The sequence below is a fragment of the Thermostichus sp. MS-CIW-30 genome (assembly GCF_054058015.1).
Genome location: NZ_JBSRZW010000006.1, coordinates 92,771 through 109,781 on the forward strand (window position 1 = coordinate 92,771; position 17,011 = coordinate 109,781).

The window sequence follows — 17,011 nt, forward strand, 5'->3', positions numbered from 1 at the left end:
ACCTTGCCGATGATTACCAAGATGATTACCAAGAAGAAATCGAAGTGACATCTCCGTCTTTAAAGATTCAGCGATGAGCTTTCCTCTCAGTCATCTGTTGCAGCGAGGTCGGCAGCATCTTGCCCCTTTTTTAGGGCAAATCTTGTTGCCCAGCTTGGCCTTGACGGTGCTGCAGATCTTCATGATCCCGTTCTGGAGTGAGGAGAGCGACTATGCTTCTGCCTTCACAGCCCTGAGTCAGCGGGATAGCTATTGGTATCTCAGCATTGTGCGGCGGGGGTACCAGTTTGTGGGTTTCGACAAGATTGCCTATGAGCAGAGCAACGTAGCTTTTTTCCCCGGCTATCCCCTGGCAGTGGCCGCAATCAGTCACCTTGTGGGAGTTGACCCTGAACTGGGGCTCTACCTCACCGCCCAGCTCTTTTGCTGGCTGATGTGGGTTTACCTTTTCCTGCTTTACCGCAGGTGGCAAATTCCCCCCCTCTGGCAAATTTTGGCCAGTTTGCTCATCTTCTTTTATCCCACCAGCTTTTACCTGGTCGTGGGCTACAGCGAATCTTTGTTTATGGCCAGCCTACTGGGTTTTCTCTACTGGTCAATTCACGGGGGCCGTCCCCTGCTGATGCTCCTGGCTGGGATCCACGGCTTGGTGATGAGTGCTACTCGGATTGTCGGCTTGCCGGTGGCGCTGCTCCCTTTTTTGAATCTCCTGAAAGCGGGGGAGAGAACCCAAGCCCGCCGTTGGTTTTGGACGAGTATGGCAGCGAGCTTGGCTCTGTTGGGTGGCCTGGGCTTTTTTCTCTACTGTCAGCTCCGCTTCGGACGCTGGGATCTCTACCTGGAAATGCAGCGTTACTTTACCGGCGTGAAAGCCAATTATCAAGCTATTTTCCAAGCTCGCACATATGTCCTTTCCGCCGAACGCTGGCAAAGCTTACTCTCTCTTTCTGCACCGATGAAAGACCCTGGGCTGTGGGCTGACGCTCTTAGCCAACTGTTTGTGTCTGCCACCCTGGGATCCCTGCTTGTTACAGGTTTAATGGATGCGGCAGGAGTTATGGCAGGTAGAAGCCAGTGTTGGCGGGAGCGGCTGGGATTTCATCTGGCTGCTTGGGCCATGTTTTACATTGCCCTGACGGGTACGAGCCCCTTGGGCCAGCGAAGCATGAGCCGCTATTGCCTGCCGGTTCACATCCTGCAGGTGCTGGCGTTGGTGCATTGGGCCAAACACACCGATTTCAGCTTCATCCCCCAAAGGGTGCTTGGCTATCTTGGCACTATCCTGAAGCTGGGCTACGGGCTTCTAGCTTTGATCTTCCTCGCCCTCAACCAAATCCTCACCTGGCGCTACGTCCACCATCTCTGGGTGGCTTGACTCCGCTTTCCTGAAGATAGGATGTGAGGGATCCCAACTTCTCACCGGCTGAGAGCTGTGGCCTTCTCTTCTCCCCGCAAGTCTCCCCGTCAAAAATCAGCCTCGCGTGTCGCTCAGACCCTTGAGCCCACCAAAATTTACCCCTGCCCGTGCTGCCACCAAGGTCAGTTACGCCTGATCACCCTAACCGAAGCCTTTGGGTGTAGCCGTTGCCAGCATATTTTTGCCATTACCCCCGACCGCCTGTACATCGAGCAACTGGCCGTTTCTTATCCCTATCGCAAAATGTGGTTCTGGAACGGCTACCAATGGGTGTTGCGGCGGGAAAACACCCTACAGGGATCCGCGCTCTTGGGCCTCACCCTCAGCTTGGGCATTGTCTTGGCGGTTGGGTTCATCGGCGCAGTGCTCTTCCCAAACCAAACCCAGTTGCTCAGTTGGTTCATGATTCTCGGCTTGTTGCTAACGCTGCTGATGGTAACGGCGATCCTGCTGCTGCGGCGGCCCTGAGGTGAGTGAGATTTTCTCCAGCGACTGGTCTCCAGAATTGGCAGCCCCAGCACTTGTGGATCCAACCATTTCTTGTTAGCAGTGGTCTGGAGAACGCAGCGGGTCTGTCTCTAATGGGCTAGGCGGGAGAAGTTCAAGTGACAGATTTCGGTTCAGACTTTGACTTAGGTACCACTCTGCGACAGGTACGCCGCTTACTACCGCAGATGCAGCGGTTGAGCAGCCAAACCAAGCGCCAGGCCCTGCTGGCTCTCTCGCGGTGTTTGTTGGAGCGCTCCGATCTGCTCCTGGAAGCCAATACCCTCGACCTGGAAAGTTGCCGCGAGCAAACCGTACCGGAGTGGATCCTCAACGGCCTGAAGCTCACCCCCGAGCGTCTACAGCGATCCGCCCAGTTGCTGACTCTCCTGGCCCAGCAGCCGGATCCCATTGGCAAGCTGGAGAAAGGGCACCGCCAGGAGAATGGCCTGTTTATTGGCCGCTACCGCGTCCCGTTGGGGTTGATTGCTCTGGTCTACGAAATCTACCCCGAGTTTGCCTTAAATGGCATTGGCATGTGCCTAAAAACAGGAAATGGCGTGATTTTGGCCAGCAGCGGTCCCATCCAGAAAACTCACCAGGCTATGGTCAACCTGTTGGCAGAGACGGCTTATGAGCACGGGATCCCGGAAGGGGCCATTCAAACCTTGCCCGCCCAAGACCGAACCGCAGATCCCCAAGCAGATTCCCCACTGTTGCCGTTGCTACAGCAAACCCGCTACCTCGACCTGGTGATTCCCTGCGGTCGCCCCGGCTGGGTGGAGTTCCTGTTGCAGGCCAGCAAAGTGCCGACTCTGGCCACCCATTTGGGCTACGGCCACATCTATCTGGATCGCACTGCCCCTTGGCCCTTGGTCAAATCGGCTTTGTTGGATCCCCTCGCCCAGTATGGCTCAGAAGGGATCCCCATCTATCAGCCTCTCACCCTCTGGCTGCTGATCCACACCGATTGGGCCACCAACCATCTGACCGCCTTGATTGAGGACTTGCTGGGTCACGGGATTGCTGTACAGGCAGCCGCCCCCATTCTGGAACAGTTCCCGCAGCTCCAGCCGCTTGGGCAAGGCTTTGACTCGACAGAACGGCCTCATCTGCGCCTGCAGCCCATTGCCGACCTGACGGAGGCGATCGCCTGGATTAACAAAAATGGTTGCCGTCAATCGGAGACGATCCTCACCGATAGCCAATCGGCGGCCCAGCGCTTTCTCCAGGAAGTAGATGCCGCCCTGATCCACATCAACACTTCCCCCCTCTCGGCAGGCCGGGGAGCTGGGATCCCCACGTTGGGAGCGTTTCGCGACCTGTCTTTGGGCATTTCTACCCAGCGGCTGCACGTGCGCGGGCCCATCGACGTGGAAGCCCTGACAACGGTGAAGGTGGTGGCTCAGGGCGATCTGTAGAGCCGGGCAGCAACCCAACTGATGCGCCAAGGTTGGCCGGTCTGCCCAAGATCCAAGAGCTGGGATGAGGCTGGAGAATGAGAATGTAGATCGCCATCAGCTCAACATCCAACTGAGCCCAAAGGGAGGACTTTTTTGGGGATCGACCTTCGCAGTTACGTGTTTTTGGATCGGCTGCAACCCCAGTATGCTGCTTATCTGGGCACAGTAGCCTACGGCTTTTTGCCCCTGCCTGGGGACACTTCTTTGTGGGTCGAGATTTCCCCCGGCATCGAGATCAACCGCGTTATGGATATTGCCCTGAAGGCCACCTCGGTGAGGCCGGGGCTGCAGGTGGTGGAACGCCTCTACGGCCTTCTGGAAGTACACTCCAGCAACCAAGGGGATACCCGCACCGCCGGACGGGCGATTCTGGCTGCCTTGGGGGTGAGTGAACAGGAGCGCCTCAAGCCCCGCATCATCTCCAGCCAGATCATCCGCAACATCGATCCCCACCAAACCCAGTTGATTAACCGTTCCCGCCGTGGCCAAATGCTCCTGGCTGGCCAAACCCTCTATATCCTGGAGGTGCAACCGGCAGGCTATGCCCCCCTGGCTGCCAACGAGGCAGAAAAATCTGCCCAGATCAACATCCTAGAAGTGATGCCTTTCGGTAGCTTTGGCCGCGTGTACTTGGGAGGGGAAGAGCGAGATATTCTGGCCGCCTGCCGCGCTGCCGAAGCCGTTTTGGCGGGGGTTTCCGGTCGGGAGCCCCTCTTGTTGCCTGAGGAGGTGTAGCCAATGGCAGACTCCGATCCCAAGCCAAGATCGCCCCTGTCGCAACGCCGGGATCCCTCTTCAGCAGAGCAGGTGAGGCTGTTGACGGAGCTGGCCGCTCCCTACCGCAGCTTGCGGCGCTTCATCTACTTGGCGGTGGGGTTCTCGGCTACCATCGGGGCGTTTGTGTTTTTCTTTCGAGCCCTGGCCGGGCGAGACTTAAGCACCACCTTGCCCAGCTTGGCCTTACAGTTGGGGATCCTGGCCGGCGCCATCGGCCTAAACAGGCTGGAAAACCGCTCTCACCAGAAGGTGATCAGACAGGTCAAACAACGCTTGGGCATGCAGCAAGACTCCCAGGAGCCCCAACGGTCGGCGGACAGTTAGCCCGCCCATTCCCCGCAGCCCCTTTCTCAATCCAGATCAAAGTCATCATCATCCGCGTCAGCACTGCGCAGATAGCGGCGCTGAGTTTGGCGAGCGGGATCCCCTTGTGACCACTTTTGGACAATTTGGACACCCAGAAAGGTCAGAAAGGCCCCCAAAGCCACAAACGTGAGAAGTGGGATCGCCAGGATCACCACTGCGCCCAGGACATAGATAGCCACCTTGGGCAGAGACGGATCCACCCCCCAGCGGTGGCTGCGCACCCAGTCGGTGAGCTGCTGATCCCAGCGGCGTAGGCGAGGGACGTTTTCCTCGAAGATCTCCAGCAAAATTGGCCCCAGACGACGCAGATTGCCCTGAGTTTGCCTTCGCCAATCTTGCACCGAACGCCCCATGTTCAGGATCCCTTGTCCTGTGATCTTCAGGCCGATCCTAGCCCAACCCTAGCAACCTTCCCATCAGCTCAGAGGACGACCCCACCGGATGTAAATTTGTTTGAACATTTGGATCGGAGATTTTGGAGGCTTCCCAGGACTACTGTACACTGAGGGCACTTGCGCAGCGATGCTGCTGCCCTGCGGATTCGGTAAACCTCTTTTTAACGTTTCAACCTGCTCGACTGGAGAACGCTAATGGCTCACTCGGTCAAGATCTACGACACCTGCATCGGCTGCACTCAGTGTGTGCGGGCTTGTCCCACCGACGTGTTGGAGATGGTGCCCTGGAAGGGGAACAACAAGGCTGGCATGATCGCTGCCGCTCCCCGCACCGAAGACTGCGTTGGCTGCAAACGCTGTGAAACCGCTTGTCCCACCGATTTTCTGAGCATTCGAGTCTACCTTGGCCCCGAAACCACCCGCAGCATGGGCTTAGCCTACTGATGGGGGCACCTGGCCGCAACCCCACTCTCAACTGCCCACAGAGCACAAGCATTCCAGAGTACCAGAAAAGCAGTTTACTTCCCAACCCAGTTCCAGCCTTTCCCTCTTCCGGGGAGAGGCTGTGGCGTATGGCAGATCTTAAGCTGTTTGGTGACTCTAGAGGGGGGATCCGCCCCCTTTTTTCCTTTAGGGCTGCAGATAGAGGCGGTGCTGACGGATATAGTGCTCCACAGCAGGGGGCACCAGGTAGCGGATAGACCCTCCCTTTTGGATTTGCTGTCGCAGGTAGGTGGAAGAGAGCGTCAGGGTAGGGGCTTCCAGGATTTGGGCTTGGATGGGCAGCTTTGCGGCCACCGCCTGCAGCACCTGGGCGGCATCGCCGGCATCCACCCGTGGGGCAACAATCCAATGGCAGAGGCGGGCCAGTTCTTCCGCTTGATACCACTGGGGCAGGTCCCGCAGAGCATCCACGCCGATGATCCAGTACCACTGGGTATTGGGTTGCTCCTGGATGAGGGTGCGCAGTGTCTCGATGGTGTAGGAGCGCCCCGAACGGCGGATCTCCAGCTCTGAGCAGGCGAAGCGCTCGTGGTCGGCAATGGCCAGCTTGACCATCGCCAAGCGGTCGGCTTTGCTGGCGCCAGGGGCCAGAGGCTTGTGGGGGGGATCCCCGGCGGGCATCCACAGCACCTGATCCAGGTCAAACTGCCAAAGAGCTTGTTCTGCCATGATCAAGTGGCCATGGTGCACAGGGTTGAAGGTTCCGCCCAGAATGGCAATGCGGCGGTGCTTCATGGCTGCTGGCTCAGGTAGGTGATGGCATCCCGCAGCCAATCTTCTGTTGGGCGGGGGTGAGTGGGCAGAGCTTGCAGGGCGGCCTGAATTTCCTGAGCGCTGTAGCCCAGAGCCAGCAAGGCCATTTCCACCTCTTCCCGGATGGGCATGGGCGGTCCCCCGGCCAAGGGTTGATCCGCAACTCCCACCCCCTGTCGCCAGTGAGCCAGCTTGGTTTTCAGCTCCAAGACCAGCCGTTGGGCCGTTTTATGACCTACCCCCGGCGTGAGGGAGAGCAGGCGTACGTTTTCGGTCACCACCGCCTGAACCAGCTCCGGCAGGCCGAAGGTATTCAGCAAGGCCAAGCCCAAAGCCGGCCCCACCCCCGAGACTTTGATGAGTTCCACAAACAAATCGCGCTCGGCTGGCGAACCAAACCCGTACAACACCAGCTCGGTCTCTCGCACCACCAAATGGGTGAACACCCGGACGGGCTCCCCCACTGCGGGCAGTTGCTTGAGAAAACGTCCTGGGGCCTTGACGCGATAGCCGATCCCCTGCACCTCAACGGTGAGGCTGCTGCGCTCTCCCCATTCGATGGCCACAAGGTGGCCGCTTAAAAACGCGATCATGCTGCGAGTTTAATCTGGGTTTGGGATGCTCTGCTCGACTGGAGCTCCAAAGTCGGCCAAGCAATCTAAAGTCCTTGCCAAAGGCTGCTTCCCTACAAGGCTATTTCACAGACCATTTCTCTACCTGTAGACTGTTCCCCATCCAGCTCTGTATTCTCCCTCATCCATGCCGATTCGCCCTTTTCCCATCGGCCAATGGCTTTGGATCCTGTTCTCGCTGGGGGTGCTGCTCTTTCTCCATCTTCCTCTGCTGGTGATCGTCCTTTATGCCTTCAGCCCCGATGAGGCGACCTTGCGCTTCCCTTTGCCGGGGCTGACCTGGCGTTGGTTTGCCGTGGCCTGGGGGCGGGCAGATATTTGGCGGGCCTTGTTTTTGTCTTTGCGGGTGGCTGTGCTGGCTACCGGAGTGGCGGTGGTGCTGGGATCCCTGGCGGCAGCAGCAGTCTATCGCAGCCGATTTTTTGGCCGCGAGACGATCTCATTTTTGGTGTTGCTGCCCATCGCCTTGCCGGGCATTGTCTCCGGGATCGCCTTGCGCTCGGCGATCCATTTGCTGCATATCCCTTTCAGCTTTTGGACAATTGTTATCGGCCATGCCACCTTTTGCCTGGTGGTGGTGTACAACAACGTGCTGGCCCGGTTTCGCCGCATGGGACGCTCTCAACTGGAGGCTTCTGCCGACTTGGGGGCCAATCCTCTGCAAACCTTTCGGTACATCCTTCTGCCCGAACTGGCCTCGGCCCTATTGGCGGGATCCCTGCTGGCGTTTGCCCTGTCTTTCGATGAGATTATCGTCACCACCTTCACCGCCGGCCAGCAGCAAACCTTGCCGATTTGGGTGTTTAGCCAGCTCACCAAGCCTCGGCAGCGCCCGGTGATCAGCGTGGTGGCTCTGGGGGTGATTGGCCTGACGGTGCTCCCCATTTGGCTGATCCATCACTTGACCCAAGAGAAAACCACGACTCGCTGATGGCTCTTTCCAGCCTCATGCAAGGTTTGCACTTGGAGGGATCCCTAAGTATTGGCCGGAGTCGCTGTAACAGCAAGGAAACGCTGGCCCTGGTTGATCGCAGAGCCCTTGTGAGAAAATGTAACAAGCATTTCATTTGTGAAAATTGAGGTATCTATGGCTGTCACTCGTGCCGGACGCGCCCCTCTCGTGCGGGGCAGCAGCGAGGGAAATCCTGCCAAGTTCATGGAAATGGCCAGCGCTTTGCTCAACACCCGCACCCGCCAAGGCAGCGGCAAAAAGGTTCAGGATCGCTCCTCCTACGGCAAAGCGGGCAACCCGCAAGAGTTCATGCAGATGGCCAGCGAATTGCGCCGATCCCTGGAGCAGCAGGGGCGGTAGCCGATCTTGTCCACCGTCAAACCTAGGCCCTCCCCGTCCAGTTGCCTAAGCTGGACGGTTTTCTTGCTGCTCCTCTCAAGCCAGAGGCGGCCAATCGCTTCTGAGGCCACTCACCTACAGTTGGATCCCGTTACAGGCCCAACTTCGAGTCCAGAGCTCCGCCCTTGAGCTTCTGTGCAATGAGCCGGCAGAAGAGCAGCATGTCAGGATGGGAAAAGTGCTCATCGGGGCGCTCTTGCCGGTGGACGTGATTGAGGCCAAGACGACATGAAAAACAAAGGCTTTTGGCTGGCCGGGATCCTGGGGGTAATCTTGGATCAGGCGACCAAGCACTGGGCAGTGGAACGGCTGCTGCCGGGGCCAGAGCTTGAGCTGTGGCCAGGGGTGTTTCACCTCACCTACGTGGAGAATACCGGCGCTGCTTGGAGCCTGTTTGAAGATTCGGCAGAGCTCTTGAAGTGGATCTCGCTGGGGGTGGCGCTGGCGTTGGCGCTGCTGGCCATTCGCGGCGGGATCCTGGGCCGATGGGAACAGGCCGGCTATGGCTTGGTGTGGGCAGGAGCGGTGGGGAACGGCATCGACCGCTTCGTCAACGGCTATGTGGTGGATTTTTTCAATTTGATCTGGATTCGCTTTCCGGTATTCAACGTGGCGGATGTGGCCATCAACCTTGGGGTGGCCTGTCTGCTGATTGGTCTGCTACAGGACAACTCGAAGAAAACGGGATCGACTTCCGCCTCGCCCTGCCTGGAGAAAAAGCCCGGTCGCGACAGCACCCACTTTAAGGATTGACGAGCCGATGAACAGCCTTCAGGGATCCCTTGGGATGCTCAGGCCTTTGGCCAGGGGGATCCCCGGTCAGCTGCAAGGACTCCGTCCGCCTATTGCAAACGGCTGGCTTGCTGGGCCACCTGGCAGAAGCGCTCGACATCTGCGGGCAAAGTGTTAAAAGCTGTCACCAGGCGGATTAAGTGGTGACCTTCCCCCAGCCAGCGGTAAAACCGAAACCCCGCCTGCTCCAGGGCCTGGAGAACCGGCTCCGGCAGCTCGATAAAAACCTCATTGGCCTCGGTAGGATACACCAACTTGGCTCCCGGCAGGGATCCCAGTCCCTGCGCCAACCGTTGGGCCATTGCGTTGGCATGGCGGGCATTGCGCAGCCACACCCCATCCTGGAGATAGGCCTGCAATTGGGCAGACAAAAAGCGCATCTTCGAGAGCAGATGGCCACTGCGCTTGCGGCGAAACTCAAAATCGCCCACCTGATTTGGATGAAAAAACACCACCGCTTCCGCAGCCCAGGCCCCATTTTTGGTGGCCCCAAAGGACAGCACATCCACCCCCGCTTTCCAGGTCATCTCGGCAGGGGTGCAACCCAAACCAACCAGGGCATTGGCAAAGCGGGCCCCATCCATATGCACCTTAAGGCCAAAGTGATGGGCCAAATCCGCCAGGGATCCAAGCTGCTCCAAGGAGTAGAGGGTGCCAGCCTCAGTGGCTTGCGTCAGGCTGAGGCAGGCAGGCTGCACGTGATGAACCACCCCAAACCCCGCCCGCTCCAGGGCTGCTTTTAAGTTGCCCCAGTCAATACGGCCTTGCTCTCCGGGGATCCCCACCAACTTGGCCCCACCTGTAAACAGCTCTGGCGCTCCACATTCGTCCAGATTGATGTGGGCCTCGGGATGGCAATAAATCGCCCCGTAGGGCGGGGTGAGCACCGAAAGGGCCAAGGCGTTGGCAGCAGATCCCGTTGCCACCGGAAACACCGCCACTTCATGCTCAAAGATCTCGGCAAAGAGCCTCTGCACCTGCGCTGTGCATTCGTCTCCTCCATAGGGCATGGCGGATCCCCGGTTGAGGGCCAACAGGGCTTCCATCACCTCAGGACAAGCGCCTGTAACATTGTCGCTGCAAAAGTTCATGGCATGGACAACCCAAGGGATCTCGCCGAGGAAGGGTTAGGGCCGGCTTACTTCGCGCCAACCCAACCGGGATCCTCCAAAGTATCCCAGTCCCGACCTGCCTCTCCCTCGACCGCTTGCAATGGCGGGACAGAGTCCTTTTGGGGATGGGAAGGCGGCTCAGGCTGGTCGCGATAGCGGGACGGAGTCCTTTCGCAATAGCGGGATGGGGTCTTTGCACTCCACCACAACCCCAAAGCAGGCCCCAACCCCAACAACAGGCCCAGCCCCGCCGGCGCAACAATGCCGGAGCCCAGGCTCATCAACAGGGCAAAAGCAAAATTAGCTACATAGAGCACCAGCGGCCCCACCAACTGGCGGCGGTCAAGGATGGGTTGATCCTCGCCCCACAGCAGATTGGCCACCGTCATGAAGGCAGCCCCAGTCAGCATCCAACCACCGAAGTTTTGCAGCGGCATACCGAAGAAGGGCCCCGGCTGAAACCACGTCCAAAACGGGATCAAGCCGCGGGTCATGGCCGGATCCAGCACGAAGTCCCAGGCGGTGAGCAGCAGGGCCCCCAACATGATGGCCTCGAAGTGGATCAACCAGTGGCGCTGGGTTTGCAGAGCCACACGCGCCAACAAATAGGACGACAACCCCACATAAAACCAAGACAGAGGGATGGTAAAAGGCACCAACCCGGCAATCTTATAGCCCAGCCCACTCAGGTAGCCGTAGTTGCCAAAGGGGATCCCAGTGCTGGTGCCCAACAGCTCACTGCCCAAGGAAATGCCCACCGCCGGGATCAAAAACATCAATAGGCGCCGCACCCCCAACAGCCGGGATCCCATCAGAGCTGCTGCCAGCGCGCCGAACACCATGTAGGCCACGCCGCCGTTGCCCATGCTCAAGGAGAAGGCTTGAAGGCCAATGGGGGGCAAACTGGCCACCCACTCGGGATGCGGTACAACCCAGAGCAACCCTGCCAACCCAAAAAGCAAAGACAGAATGTGTAAACCCAGAGCCAAAGCTTCCAGCCGCCGCCAAATCGAGCCGGATAGGGGCAGAACGCTCTGCCCATGGAAAGGCAGGCCGACGAGAACACCAGAGGACGAGAACCAACGCATGAGAAACTCCCGAAGAGTGGTTAAGCGAAGCCGCTCTGTCTCCTTGCAACCCATACGGCGGCTGAGGGAAAAAGCGGATGGCCCCAAGAGAGAGCCCGAAGCCAAGAACAAGCCCGCTTGCTTGCAGGCCGGCCTACTTGGGATGGCCCTCTGGGCAGGGATGTCACCACCGCTAACGGTGACACTGCTGATATTTTGCTGTCTATTGTATCAATTCGTAAACATATCGCCCGTTTTTCCTCAGGTCTCCTCCCCGTCTTCGCCGCAGGGATCCCGGGTGGGGGTGTACGCCCAGTTGGCTCGTGCTGTGGAGCGCCAGGACTGGGTGCAAGCCCTGCGGCTGGTGGATCTCTTACGAGAGCACACGGAAGATCCCGCCCAGCGTCAGGATCTGGAAGACTATCGGCTGGAGCTGGAAAAATATCGTTCTGCTTATGGGGATCCGCCGCCGCCCCAGTGGCCGTTTTTGCACAAGCCCTTTGTTGGGGAATTTCCTGTCACCAACCTCTTCGACCATGACTTGCCTTTGGGGGAGAGGGATGGCAACAGACGGTTTGTGAGTGGGCAAGGCCAAGTTTGGATCCCTGGCCCGCTGCACCCCTGTGGCAAAAGCGATGGCCATGCCGGTTATGACTGGGAGATGCCGGTGGGCACCCCGATCCTGGCCGCTGCCGCAGGACGGGTCACCGTGGCCCGTGAGGAGCCGGAGTTTTTTTGCCCCAGCTTGGGCCGACCGGTCAGGGGGTTGCGGGTGCGCCTTTTGCACGAGCCAGAACTCTCGGAGGGGGAGAGAACAGACGGGAGAGCACTTCCCCGCTGGGAGACCCTCTACGCCCACCTCAGTCAAATCGGGGTGCAGGAGGGGCAAGTGGTGGCCGCAGGAGCAGTCATCGGCCTATCGGGAGACAGCGGCTGTGCCAGCGGGCCCCATCTTCATTTCGAGGTACGTCGCTTCGACAACACCAACTCCGGCCAACCAGCTGCCGTCGATCCCTATGGGTGGTTTGGGTCTGGCCTGGATCCCTGGAGCATTCATCCCCTTGGGGCCGAAAGCCTGTTCCTTTGGCAGGTGGGACAAGCCCCCAGTTTGGGAGCTTGCTGGCAAGGGCAGCGATAGCCGAGACGGACATCCGCTCTGGGCGAGACCTCGCTGACAAAGATGGATATTGACAGGCAGATTCACAACAGTCACAACAGATGATGGACTTATAGATCTCGACGGACAAAGCCATCCCCCTCCCATTGGTAGAGGGTAGCCCTCAAGTCACGGCTGGCATCGGGCGGGCTTGAGATGACCAGGATCCCTTGCGGGCTGACCCGCAGGCTGGCATTGCTCAGATCCGTCACGCTCAGCAGTGGCACAAGTCCCTCAGGCCGGTGTTCCAAGACCAAGACAGAGCGCAGCAGGCTGATGCCCCCTCGCTCGGTGAGGAGCACCAACTTGGGCTGTGGGCTGGAGGTAATGTCCGTGCGCAGGTGAGCCTCCACCAACCGCCCTGGGATCGGCTCAGCCGTGTGGAGCAGACGAAAGCTATACCCCCCCTGATGCTCGAAGCTGAGAACGCGCACCACCGGCTCTACGGTGGGCTGCCGCTGAATCTGAAACACAGCCACCACATCCTGGCGAGATGGAGAGGTTAGGCTGGCCGGGAACAGGCGCAGGTTTTCACCGCGATTGCCGCGAATAAAATCCCACCAAATGGATTGATTGAATAAAGCCACAACCCCACCTCGAGCAGCGCCGCCCTCAGAAGGAACCGGCAGCAGCGGAAGCACAGGCTGGGGATAGGCAGGAACAGCAGCAACCGGTAGAGTGGCAGCCAAGGCCGCTCCCCAGGCTATTCGACCACAGGAATACAGCAGTTTCCGCATATTTCCTCACTCCTCGCCCCTAAAATTCTAAAGGACTCCAAGGTTCTCCCAGTCAACCAAACAGCCGGGATACAGGGATCCCTTTTATGTCGAACGCAACCTCGATCTCACCTTGATCTCGCCTGGCAATGGGCTACCAAGTTAGGGTGAAAAGCCTGGAGCTTCCTCTGTAGCCAACAAAGTCGGCTTGGAACGACGCCCCGCCAATTGGAAAGGATCCCCCAGGAGCAAGGGGCAGCCCCCCCCGACGGAGGGCTCTATTTTTCGGCAGCCAAAAACAATTGGGCCCGCCAAAAGCAGGCAATGGACTTGCTGTCCAAATCCATTCCCAAACGGGACATTTCTGTAAGCTCAGAAGCAGAAAACTCCACTACGGTAATATCTTCATCCTCATCCTTATCGGGAGGGGAATCCAGCACTTCCAGCTCCCGCGCCAAATAGGCATACATAATCTCGCTGGAATAGCCGGGGCACAAATAAAATTGGCCAAGGGGATCCCAGCGATGGGCCCGCAGGCCGGTTTCTTCTTCCAGCTCGCGGCGAATGGTGTCATCGGGATGCTCCCCTGGCTCGACTGTGCCTGCCGGAAATTCATAAAGGTAGGAGGCAACCGCAAAGCGATATTGACGAATGCAGACGAACTTGCCTGCTGCAGTTACAGGCACGGCCACCACCCCCCCGGGATGGATGAGGTACTCCCGCTCCCCCTCTTTGCCGTTGGGAAAACGCAAACGCTGGCTGACGAAGGTGTATTTGTGGCCTTGATAGCGCAGGCGCTCGCGAATCACCTGAGATGGGTTTTGCATGGCAAGGGATCCCGAGAGTAGAGCCGCTCTCAGCTTAATGGTTTTCGGCGCTGTTGCAACCGGGCAATCCAGAGGGATTCACACATCCCTGGGATCCTCTGTCTGGGATAGAGTCAGGAAAAGCAGGGATCCAAAAGTTGCAGGCCATGATTTACCCTCCCTTGAAGGAGTTTCTTGCCCTTACCCAACAGGGCAACTTCATCCCGGTGTACCAGGAATGGGTGGCGGATTTGGAAACGCCGGTTTCTGCCTGGTATCGGGTCTGTGCCGGCCAGCCCTACAACTTTCTCCTGGAGTCGGTGGAGGGGGGGGAGCAGGTAGCCCGCTACAGCTTCCTGGGCTGCGACCCCCTGTGGGTATTGGAAATACGGGGAGATCAAGCCCTACAGCGCTACCGCGATGGCCGACAGGAGCACCACCAAGGGGATCCCTTCGCAATTTTGGCCCGCTGCTTGCAGCCCTATGAGCCGGTGCATTTGCCGGAATTGCCCAGCAGCATCGGCGGCCTGTTTGGCTACTGGGGCTACGAGCTGATTCGCTGGATTGAGCCCAAGGTGCCCATCCACCCCCTGCAGCCGGGGGATCCCCCTGATGCCGTTTTGATGCAGGTGGACAGCATCCTGCTCTTTGACCAGGTGAAGCGCAAGATCTGGGTGGTGGCCTTCGCCGATACCCGTCACCACGCTGCCGAGGAAGCCTATGCCCAAGCCTGCCGGCGGGTGGAAAAGCTGATGCAGCAGCTCAGCGCTCCTCTTTCCCTGGCCCATCTGCACCTCAACTGGAAGCCCCACCTGTCGGAAAGGACTCCGTCCCGCTGGCGCGAACAAATCCCCCCCAGCACCCTGAGCCGCCCAGCCTACTGCCAAGCGGTGGAACGGGCTAAGGACTACATCCGCGCCGGAGATATCTTCCAGGTGGTGCTCTCGCAGCGGTTTACCGTCTCCCTTGCCGGGGATCCCTTTTGCCTCTACCGCTCGTTGCGGCTGATTAACCCTTCCCCTTACATGGCGTTTTTGCAGTTTGGGGATCTCTGCCTCATCGGCTCCAGCCCAGAGGTGATGGTCAAACTCAGCCGGGTGGGAGAAGACCGCATCGCCACCGTGCGCCCCATTGCCGGCACCCGCCCCCGTGGCACCACCCCTCAGGAAGACCGGCAGTTAGAGCAAGAGCTGTTGGCAGATCCGAAAGAACGGGCCGAACATGTGATGCTGGTGGATCTGGCCCGCAATGACCTGGGACGGGTCTGCCAACTGGGATCTGTGCAGGTGGACGACCTGATGCAGATCGAGCGCTACAGCCATGTGATGCACATCGTCAGCAACGTGGTGGGGCGGCTGGATCCCCAGTACAGCGCCTGGGATCTGCTGCGGGCCACCTTCCCTGCCGGCACTGTTACCGGCGCCCCCAAAATCCGCGCCATGCAGATTATTCATGAGCTGGAAGGATGCCGCCGCGGGCCCTATGCCGGCGCCTATGGCTACTACGACTTTTCCGGCCAACTGAACACCGCCATCACCATCCGCACCCTGCTGGTTCATCAGGGCCAGGTGAGCTTGCAGGCCGGGGCAGGTATTGTAGCCGACTCGGATCCGGAGCGGGAATACCAAGAATGTCTAAACAAAGCGCGGGGCATGTTAATGGCTGTGGCCAGTTTGCAGGAGACCTAGCCCATGTTGGCCCAGTTGCGCTTCAGCCCTGCGGTTCGCGTCAGCGGGACGGAGTCCTTACAGGAGCTCCAGCAGCCGGATCCAGAGACCGTAGAGCAGGCTTTTGAACTGTTTTCCACAGAGGGCTATCTGGTGTTGCCGGAGATCTTTCCCCCCGAGCTCATCGACAAGTTGCACAGCAGCTTTCTGGCCACCTACAGCCGCTACTGCACCCACGAGCACCACGCTGATGCCCTGTTGGTGGGCAATAGACGGGTGATGGTAACGGTTCGCCTGGAGGGCCCCTTCAACGATCCCCTCCTCTATGCCCATCCTCTGATCTTGCCCATCCTGAAGCGGATTTTGGGGCCGGAGTTGATCTTGAGCGGGCTGGGGGCGGTGGTCTCTCTGCCGGGATCCGCCGATCAACAAGTTCACCGGGATCTGTCTCATCTGTTTGGCGACGAGACCTTGGATGCGATCATTCCTTGCTATGCCCTGAATTTGCTCATTCCTCTGGTGGATGTCAACGAAGAGAACGGCATGACCCGTCTCTGGCCCGGTAGCCATGCGGTCTTCGATGCCCACTATACCGAGCTGGCCCAGCAGATGCCCTTTGTCGATCCGCCCCTGGCCAAGGGATCCTGCCTCCTGTTCGACTACCGCCTGATTCATCTGGGTCGGGCCAATCGCTCGCCCGCTCCCCGTCCTCTTCTCTACAACACCTACAGCCGCGCTTGGTTTCGGGATCCCATCAATTACACTCAGCAACCTCCCCTGGTGATCCCGGCCCAAGAAAAAGAGCGGATCCCAGCCGAGCATCAGCGCCTATTCGTGACGGCACAGATTGTGTAGACGGCCCGGAACTGCGAGCTGACCGAAAACTCGGCGGCTCAGGCCCCGGCATTTATGCCTAGGGATAAGCTACCGTCTCCTGATAGGATGTGAGTATCGCTCCACCCATTTATAGAAAGGTGCAGTGCTGAAGGTGAAGTAGAAGTATCTGGGGTGTTTCCACATCCCAGTAGCTGGTGCGTTCGCCTTGGCGGCGCGAAGCGCTTTGGCGTCCCCCACGGTGCTGCGGTATAAGCCACATGCTCGGTGTAGCTCAGTCAGTGGGAGTTGTTTTGCTGGCTGAGAGCGGATCCTCTGGCTTTAGCCGTGGGGAGAACGTCAACCTGATACATTTACGCTGAACACTGCTGAACATCACTGTTCAACTATGCAGCGATAGCATTCTGTTTGTTTCCAACCAGAATGGCGGTATCCCGCAAAGCTTTGAGTAGAATACCCAAAGCGCAGTTTCCGTGTCGTCTTACTACCAATTTTCTGCTTTGCTTTGGCTACCATGTTGGCAGACTCGAAAGTAAACAGAAAGATCAACTGGTAGTAATCCGTACTGAACATATTATACATTATTTTCAGTATAGTTGAGCTTATTATTGACTAGAGTCATGCTCTCCTCTTGTTTGAGGAATCCGGTCAGCTAGACCGCCGAGAAGCGACGCCCTCTATGTATCAGCATGAGGGTCAGGATGAAAGGCGGAAACC

General features: G+C 58.6%; 19 protein-coding genes and 1 pseudogene. 12 read left to right on the forward strand and 8 right to left on the reverse strand.

Annotation, left to right across the window (positions count from 1 at the left end; translation table 11 throughout):
* Nucleotides 1–73: 73 nt before the first annotated feature.
* From ACVWXW_RS04240 to ACVWXW_RS04260, 5 genes are all read left to right on the forward strand, one after another.
* The gene (locus ACVWXW_RS04240) at nucleotides 74–1,375 is read left to right on the forward strand and encodes a hypothetical protein (protein WP_414350140.1); all 1,302 of its coding nucleotides are present in this window, start codon (nucleotides 74–76) and stop codon (nucleotides 1,373–1,375) included.
* A 57-nt stretch (nucleotides 1,376–1,432) separates the two neighbouring features.
* Nucleotides 1,433–1,885, forward strand: coding sequence for a hypothetical protein (locus ACVWXW_RS04245; RefSeq protein ID WP_414374957.1), 453 nt, complete (start codon nucleotides 1,433–1,435; stop codon nucleotides 1,883–1,885).
* A 137-nt stretch (nucleotides 1,886–2,022) separates the two neighbouring features.
* Nucleotides 2,023–3,324 (forward strand): gamma-glutamyl phosphate reductase, encoded by a 1,302-nt coding sequence (locus ACVWXW_RS04250; protein ID WP_457402948.1) that lies wholly within the window; start codon nucleotides 2,023–2,025, stop codon nucleotides 3,322–3,324.
* 135 nt (nucleotides 3,325–3,459) lie between these two features.
* Nucleotides 3,460–4,101, forward strand: a complete 642-nt coding sequence (locus ACVWXW_RS04255) for a hypothetical protein (RefSeq protein ID WP_011432202.1) — start codon at nucleotides 3,460–3,462, stop codon at nucleotides 4,099–4,101.
* Between the two features lie 3 nt (nucleotides 4,102–4,104).
* Nucleotides 4,105–4,467, forward strand: a complete 363-nt coding sequence (locus ACVWXW_RS04260; protein WP_457402950.1) for a DUF3493 domain-containing protein — start codon at nucleotides 4,105–4,107, stop codon at nucleotides 4,465–4,467.
* A 26-nt stretch (nucleotides 4,468–4,493) separates the two neighbouring features.
* Here ACVWXW_RS04260 and ACVWXW_RS04265 read toward each other — a convergent pair whose 3' ends face one another.
* A complete protein-coding gene (locus ACVWXW_RS04265) occupies nucleotides 4,494–4,862 on the reverse strand; it encodes a hypothetical protein (RefSeq protein WP_148202802.1) in 369 nt (122 codons plus the stop codon).
* A 237-nt stretch (nucleotides 4,863–5,099) separates the two neighbouring features.
* Between ACVWXW_RS04265 and psaC the strand changes: the two genes are divergently transcribed.
* Complete coding sequence (psaC, locus tag ACVWXW_RS04270; RefSeq protein WP_011432199.1) at nucleotides 5,100–5,348, forward strand: photosystem I iron-sulfur center protein PsaC; 249 nt, start codon at nucleotides 5,100–5,102, stop codon at nucleotides 5,346–5,348.
* A gap of 186 nt (nucleotides 5,349–5,534) precedes the next feature.
* Here the strand turns inward: psaC and nadD are convergent, their stop codons facing one another.
* Nucleotides 5,535–6,143, reverse strand: coding sequence for a nicotinate-nucleotide adenylyltransferase (gene nadD, locus ACVWXW_RS04275; protein WP_011432197.1), 609 nt, complete (start codon nucleotides 6,141–6,143; stop codon nucleotides 5,535–5,537).
* Nucleotides 6,140–6,754, reverse strand: coding sequence for a Holliday junction branch migration protein RuvA (ruvA, locus tag ACVWXW_RS04280; RefSeq protein WP_457402952.1), 615 nt, complete (start codon nucleotides 6,752–6,754; stop codon nucleotides 6,140–6,142). Before ruvA ends, nadD begins: the two co-directional genes overlap by 4 nt.
* A gap of 166 nt (nucleotides 6,755–6,920) precedes the next feature.
* On the opposite strand from ruvA, the gene ACVWXW_RS04285 reads away from it, so the two are divergent.
* From ACVWXW_RS04285 to lspA, 3 genes are all read left to right on the forward strand, one after another.
* Complete coding sequence (locus ACVWXW_RS04285; RefSeq protein WP_457388863.1) at nucleotides 6,921–7,724, forward strand: ABC transporter permease; 804 nt, start codon at nucleotides 6,921–6,923, stop codon at nucleotides 7,722–7,724.
* 156 nt (nucleotides 7,725–7,880) lie between these two features.
* On the forward strand, nucleotides 7,881–8,105 hold the full coding sequence (locus ACVWXW_RS04290) for a hypothetical protein (protein ID WP_148202686.1): 225 nt from the start codon (nucleotides 7,881–7,883) through the stop codon (nucleotides 8,103–8,105).
* 267 nt (nucleotides 8,106–8,372) lie between these two features.
* Nucleotides 8,373–8,897 (forward strand): signal peptidase II, encoded by a 525-nt coding sequence (lspA, locus tag ACVWXW_RS04295; protein WP_457402954.1) that lies wholly within the window; start codon nucleotides 8,373–8,375, stop codon nucleotides 8,895–8,897.
* 89 nt (nucleotides 8,898–8,986) lie between these two features.
* On the opposite strand, the gene ACVWXW_RS04300 is transcribed toward lspA, so the two are convergent.
* Both ACVWXW_RS04300 and cruF read right to left on the reverse strand, forming a co-directional pair.
* On the reverse strand, nucleotides 8,987–10,027 hold the full coding sequence (locus ACVWXW_RS04300; protein WP_457402956.1) for a threonine aldolase family protein: 1,041 nt from the start codon (nucleotides 10,025–10,027) through the stop codon (nucleotides 8,987–8,989).
* 47 nt (nucleotides 10,028–10,074) lie between these two features.
* Complete coding sequence (gene cruF / locus ACVWXW_RS04305) at nucleotides 10,075–11,136, reverse strand: gamma-carotene 1'-hydroxylase CruF (protein ID WP_457402957.1); 1,062 nt, start codon at nucleotides 11,134–11,136, stop codon at nucleotides 10,075–10,077.
* Nucleotides 11,137–11,413: 277 nt separating this feature from the next.
* Between cruF and ACVWXW_RS04310 the strand changes: the two genes are divergently transcribed.
* The gene (locus ACVWXW_RS04310; RefSeq protein ID WP_457402959.1) at nucleotides 11,414–12,253 is read left to right on the forward strand and encodes a M23 family metallopeptidase; all 840 of its coding nucleotides are present in this window, start codon (nucleotides 11,414–11,416) and stop codon (nucleotides 12,251–12,253) included.
* A gap of 89 nt (nucleotides 12,254–12,342) precedes the next feature.
* Here ACVWXW_RS04310 and ACVWXW_RS04315 read toward each other — a convergent pair whose 3' ends face one another.
* On the reverse strand, nucleotides 12,343–13,008 hold the full coding sequence (locus ACVWXW_RS04315) for a hypothetical protein (RefSeq protein WP_457402960.1): 666 nt from the start codon (nucleotides 13,006–13,008) through the stop codon (nucleotides 12,343–12,345).
* Between the two features lie 257 nt (nucleotides 13,009–13,265).
* Nucleotides 13,266–13,814, reverse strand: coding sequence for an NUDIX hydrolase (locus tag ACVWXW_RS04320; protein WP_457402962.1), 549 nt, complete (start codon nucleotides 13,812–13,814; stop codon nucleotides 13,266–13,268).
* Between the two features lie 146 nt (nucleotides 13,815–13,960).
* Here ACVWXW_RS04320 and trpE point away from each other — a divergent pair, with 146 nt between their 5' ends.
* Nucleotides 13,961–15,481, forward strand: coding sequence for an anthranilate synthase component I (trpE, locus tag ACVWXW_RS04325; RefSeq protein ID WP_457402964.1), 1,521 nt, complete (start codon nucleotides 13,961–13,963; stop codon nucleotides 15,479–15,481).
* A gap of 3 nt (nucleotides 15,482–15,484) precedes the next feature.
* Nucleotides 15,485–16,315 (forward strand): phytanoyl-CoA dioxygenase family protein, encoded by an 831-nt coding sequence (locus ACVWXW_RS04330; RefSeq protein ID WP_457402966.1) that lies wholly within the window; start codon nucleotides 15,485–15,487, stop codon nucleotides 16,313–16,315.
* 365 nt (nucleotides 16,316–16,680) lie between these two features.
* On the opposite strand, the pseudogene ACVWXW_RS04335 reads toward ACVWXW_RS04330, so the two are convergent.
* Nucleotides 16,681–16,864: pseudogene (locus ACVWXW_RS04335) on the reverse strand (hypothetical protein); the annotation flags it as partial.
* Nucleotides 16,865–17,011: the final 147 nt, after the last annotated feature.

Coding starts and splice junctions, on each gene's coding strand:
- ACVWXW_RS04260 (WP_457402950.1), top strand. CDS start 4,105: ATGGCAGACTCCGATCCCAAGCCAAGATCGCCCCTGTCGCAACGCCGG.
- nadD (WP_011432197.1), bottom strand. CDS start 6,143: ATGAAGCACCGCCGCATTGCCATTCTGGGCGGAACCTTCAACCCTGTG.
- ACVWXW_RS04315 (WP_457402960.1), bottom strand. CDS start 13,008: ATGCGGAAACTGCTGTATTCCTGTGGTCGAATAGCCTGGGGAGCGGCC.
- trpE (WP_457402964.1), top strand. CDS start 13,961: ATGATTTACCCTCCCTTGAAGGAGTTTCTTGCCCTTACCCAACAGGGC.
- cruF (WP_457402957.1), bottom strand. CDS start 11,136: ATGCGTTGGTTCTCGTCCTCTGGTGTTCTCGTCGGCCTGCCTTTCCAT.
- ACVWXW_RS04320 (WP_457402962.1), bottom strand. CDS start 13,814: ATGCAAAACCCATCTCAGGTGATTCGCGAGCGCCTGCGCTATCAAGGC.
- ACVWXW_RS04300 (WP_457402956.1), bottom strand. CDS start 10,027: ATGAACTTTTGCAGCGACAATGTTACAGGCGCTTGTCCTGAGGTGATG.
- ACVWXW_RS04290 (WP_148202686.1), top strand. CDS start 7,881: ATGGCTGTCACTCGTGCCGGACGCGCCCCTCTCGTGCGGGGCAGCAGC.
- ACVWXW_RS04265 (WP_148202802.1), bottom strand. CDS start 4,862: ATGGGGCGTTCGGTGCAAGATTGGCGAAGGCAAACTCAGGGCAATCTG.
- psaC (WP_011432199.1), top strand. CDS start 5,100: ATGGCTCACTCGGTCAAGATCTACGACACCTGCATCGGCTGCACTCAG.
- lspA (WP_457402954.1), top strand. CDS start 8,373: ATGAAAAACAAAGGCTTTTGGCTGGCCGGGATCCTGGGGGTAATCTTG.
- ACVWXW_RS04285 (WP_457388863.1), top strand. CDS start 6,921: ATGCCGATTCGCCCTTTTCCCATCGGCCAATGGCTTTGGATCCTGTTC.
- ACVWXW_RS04240 (WP_414350140.1), top strand. CDS start 74: ATGAGCTTTCCTCTCAGTCATCTGTTGCAGCGAGGTCGGCAGCATCTT.
- ACVWXW_RS04330 (WP_457402966.1), top strand. CDS start 15,485: ATGTTGGCCCAGTTGCGCTTCAGCCCTGCGGTTCGCGTCAGCGGGACG.
- ruvA (WP_457402952.1), bottom strand. CDS start 6,754: ATGATCGCGTTTTTAAGCGGCCACCTTGTGGCCATCGAATGGGGAGAG.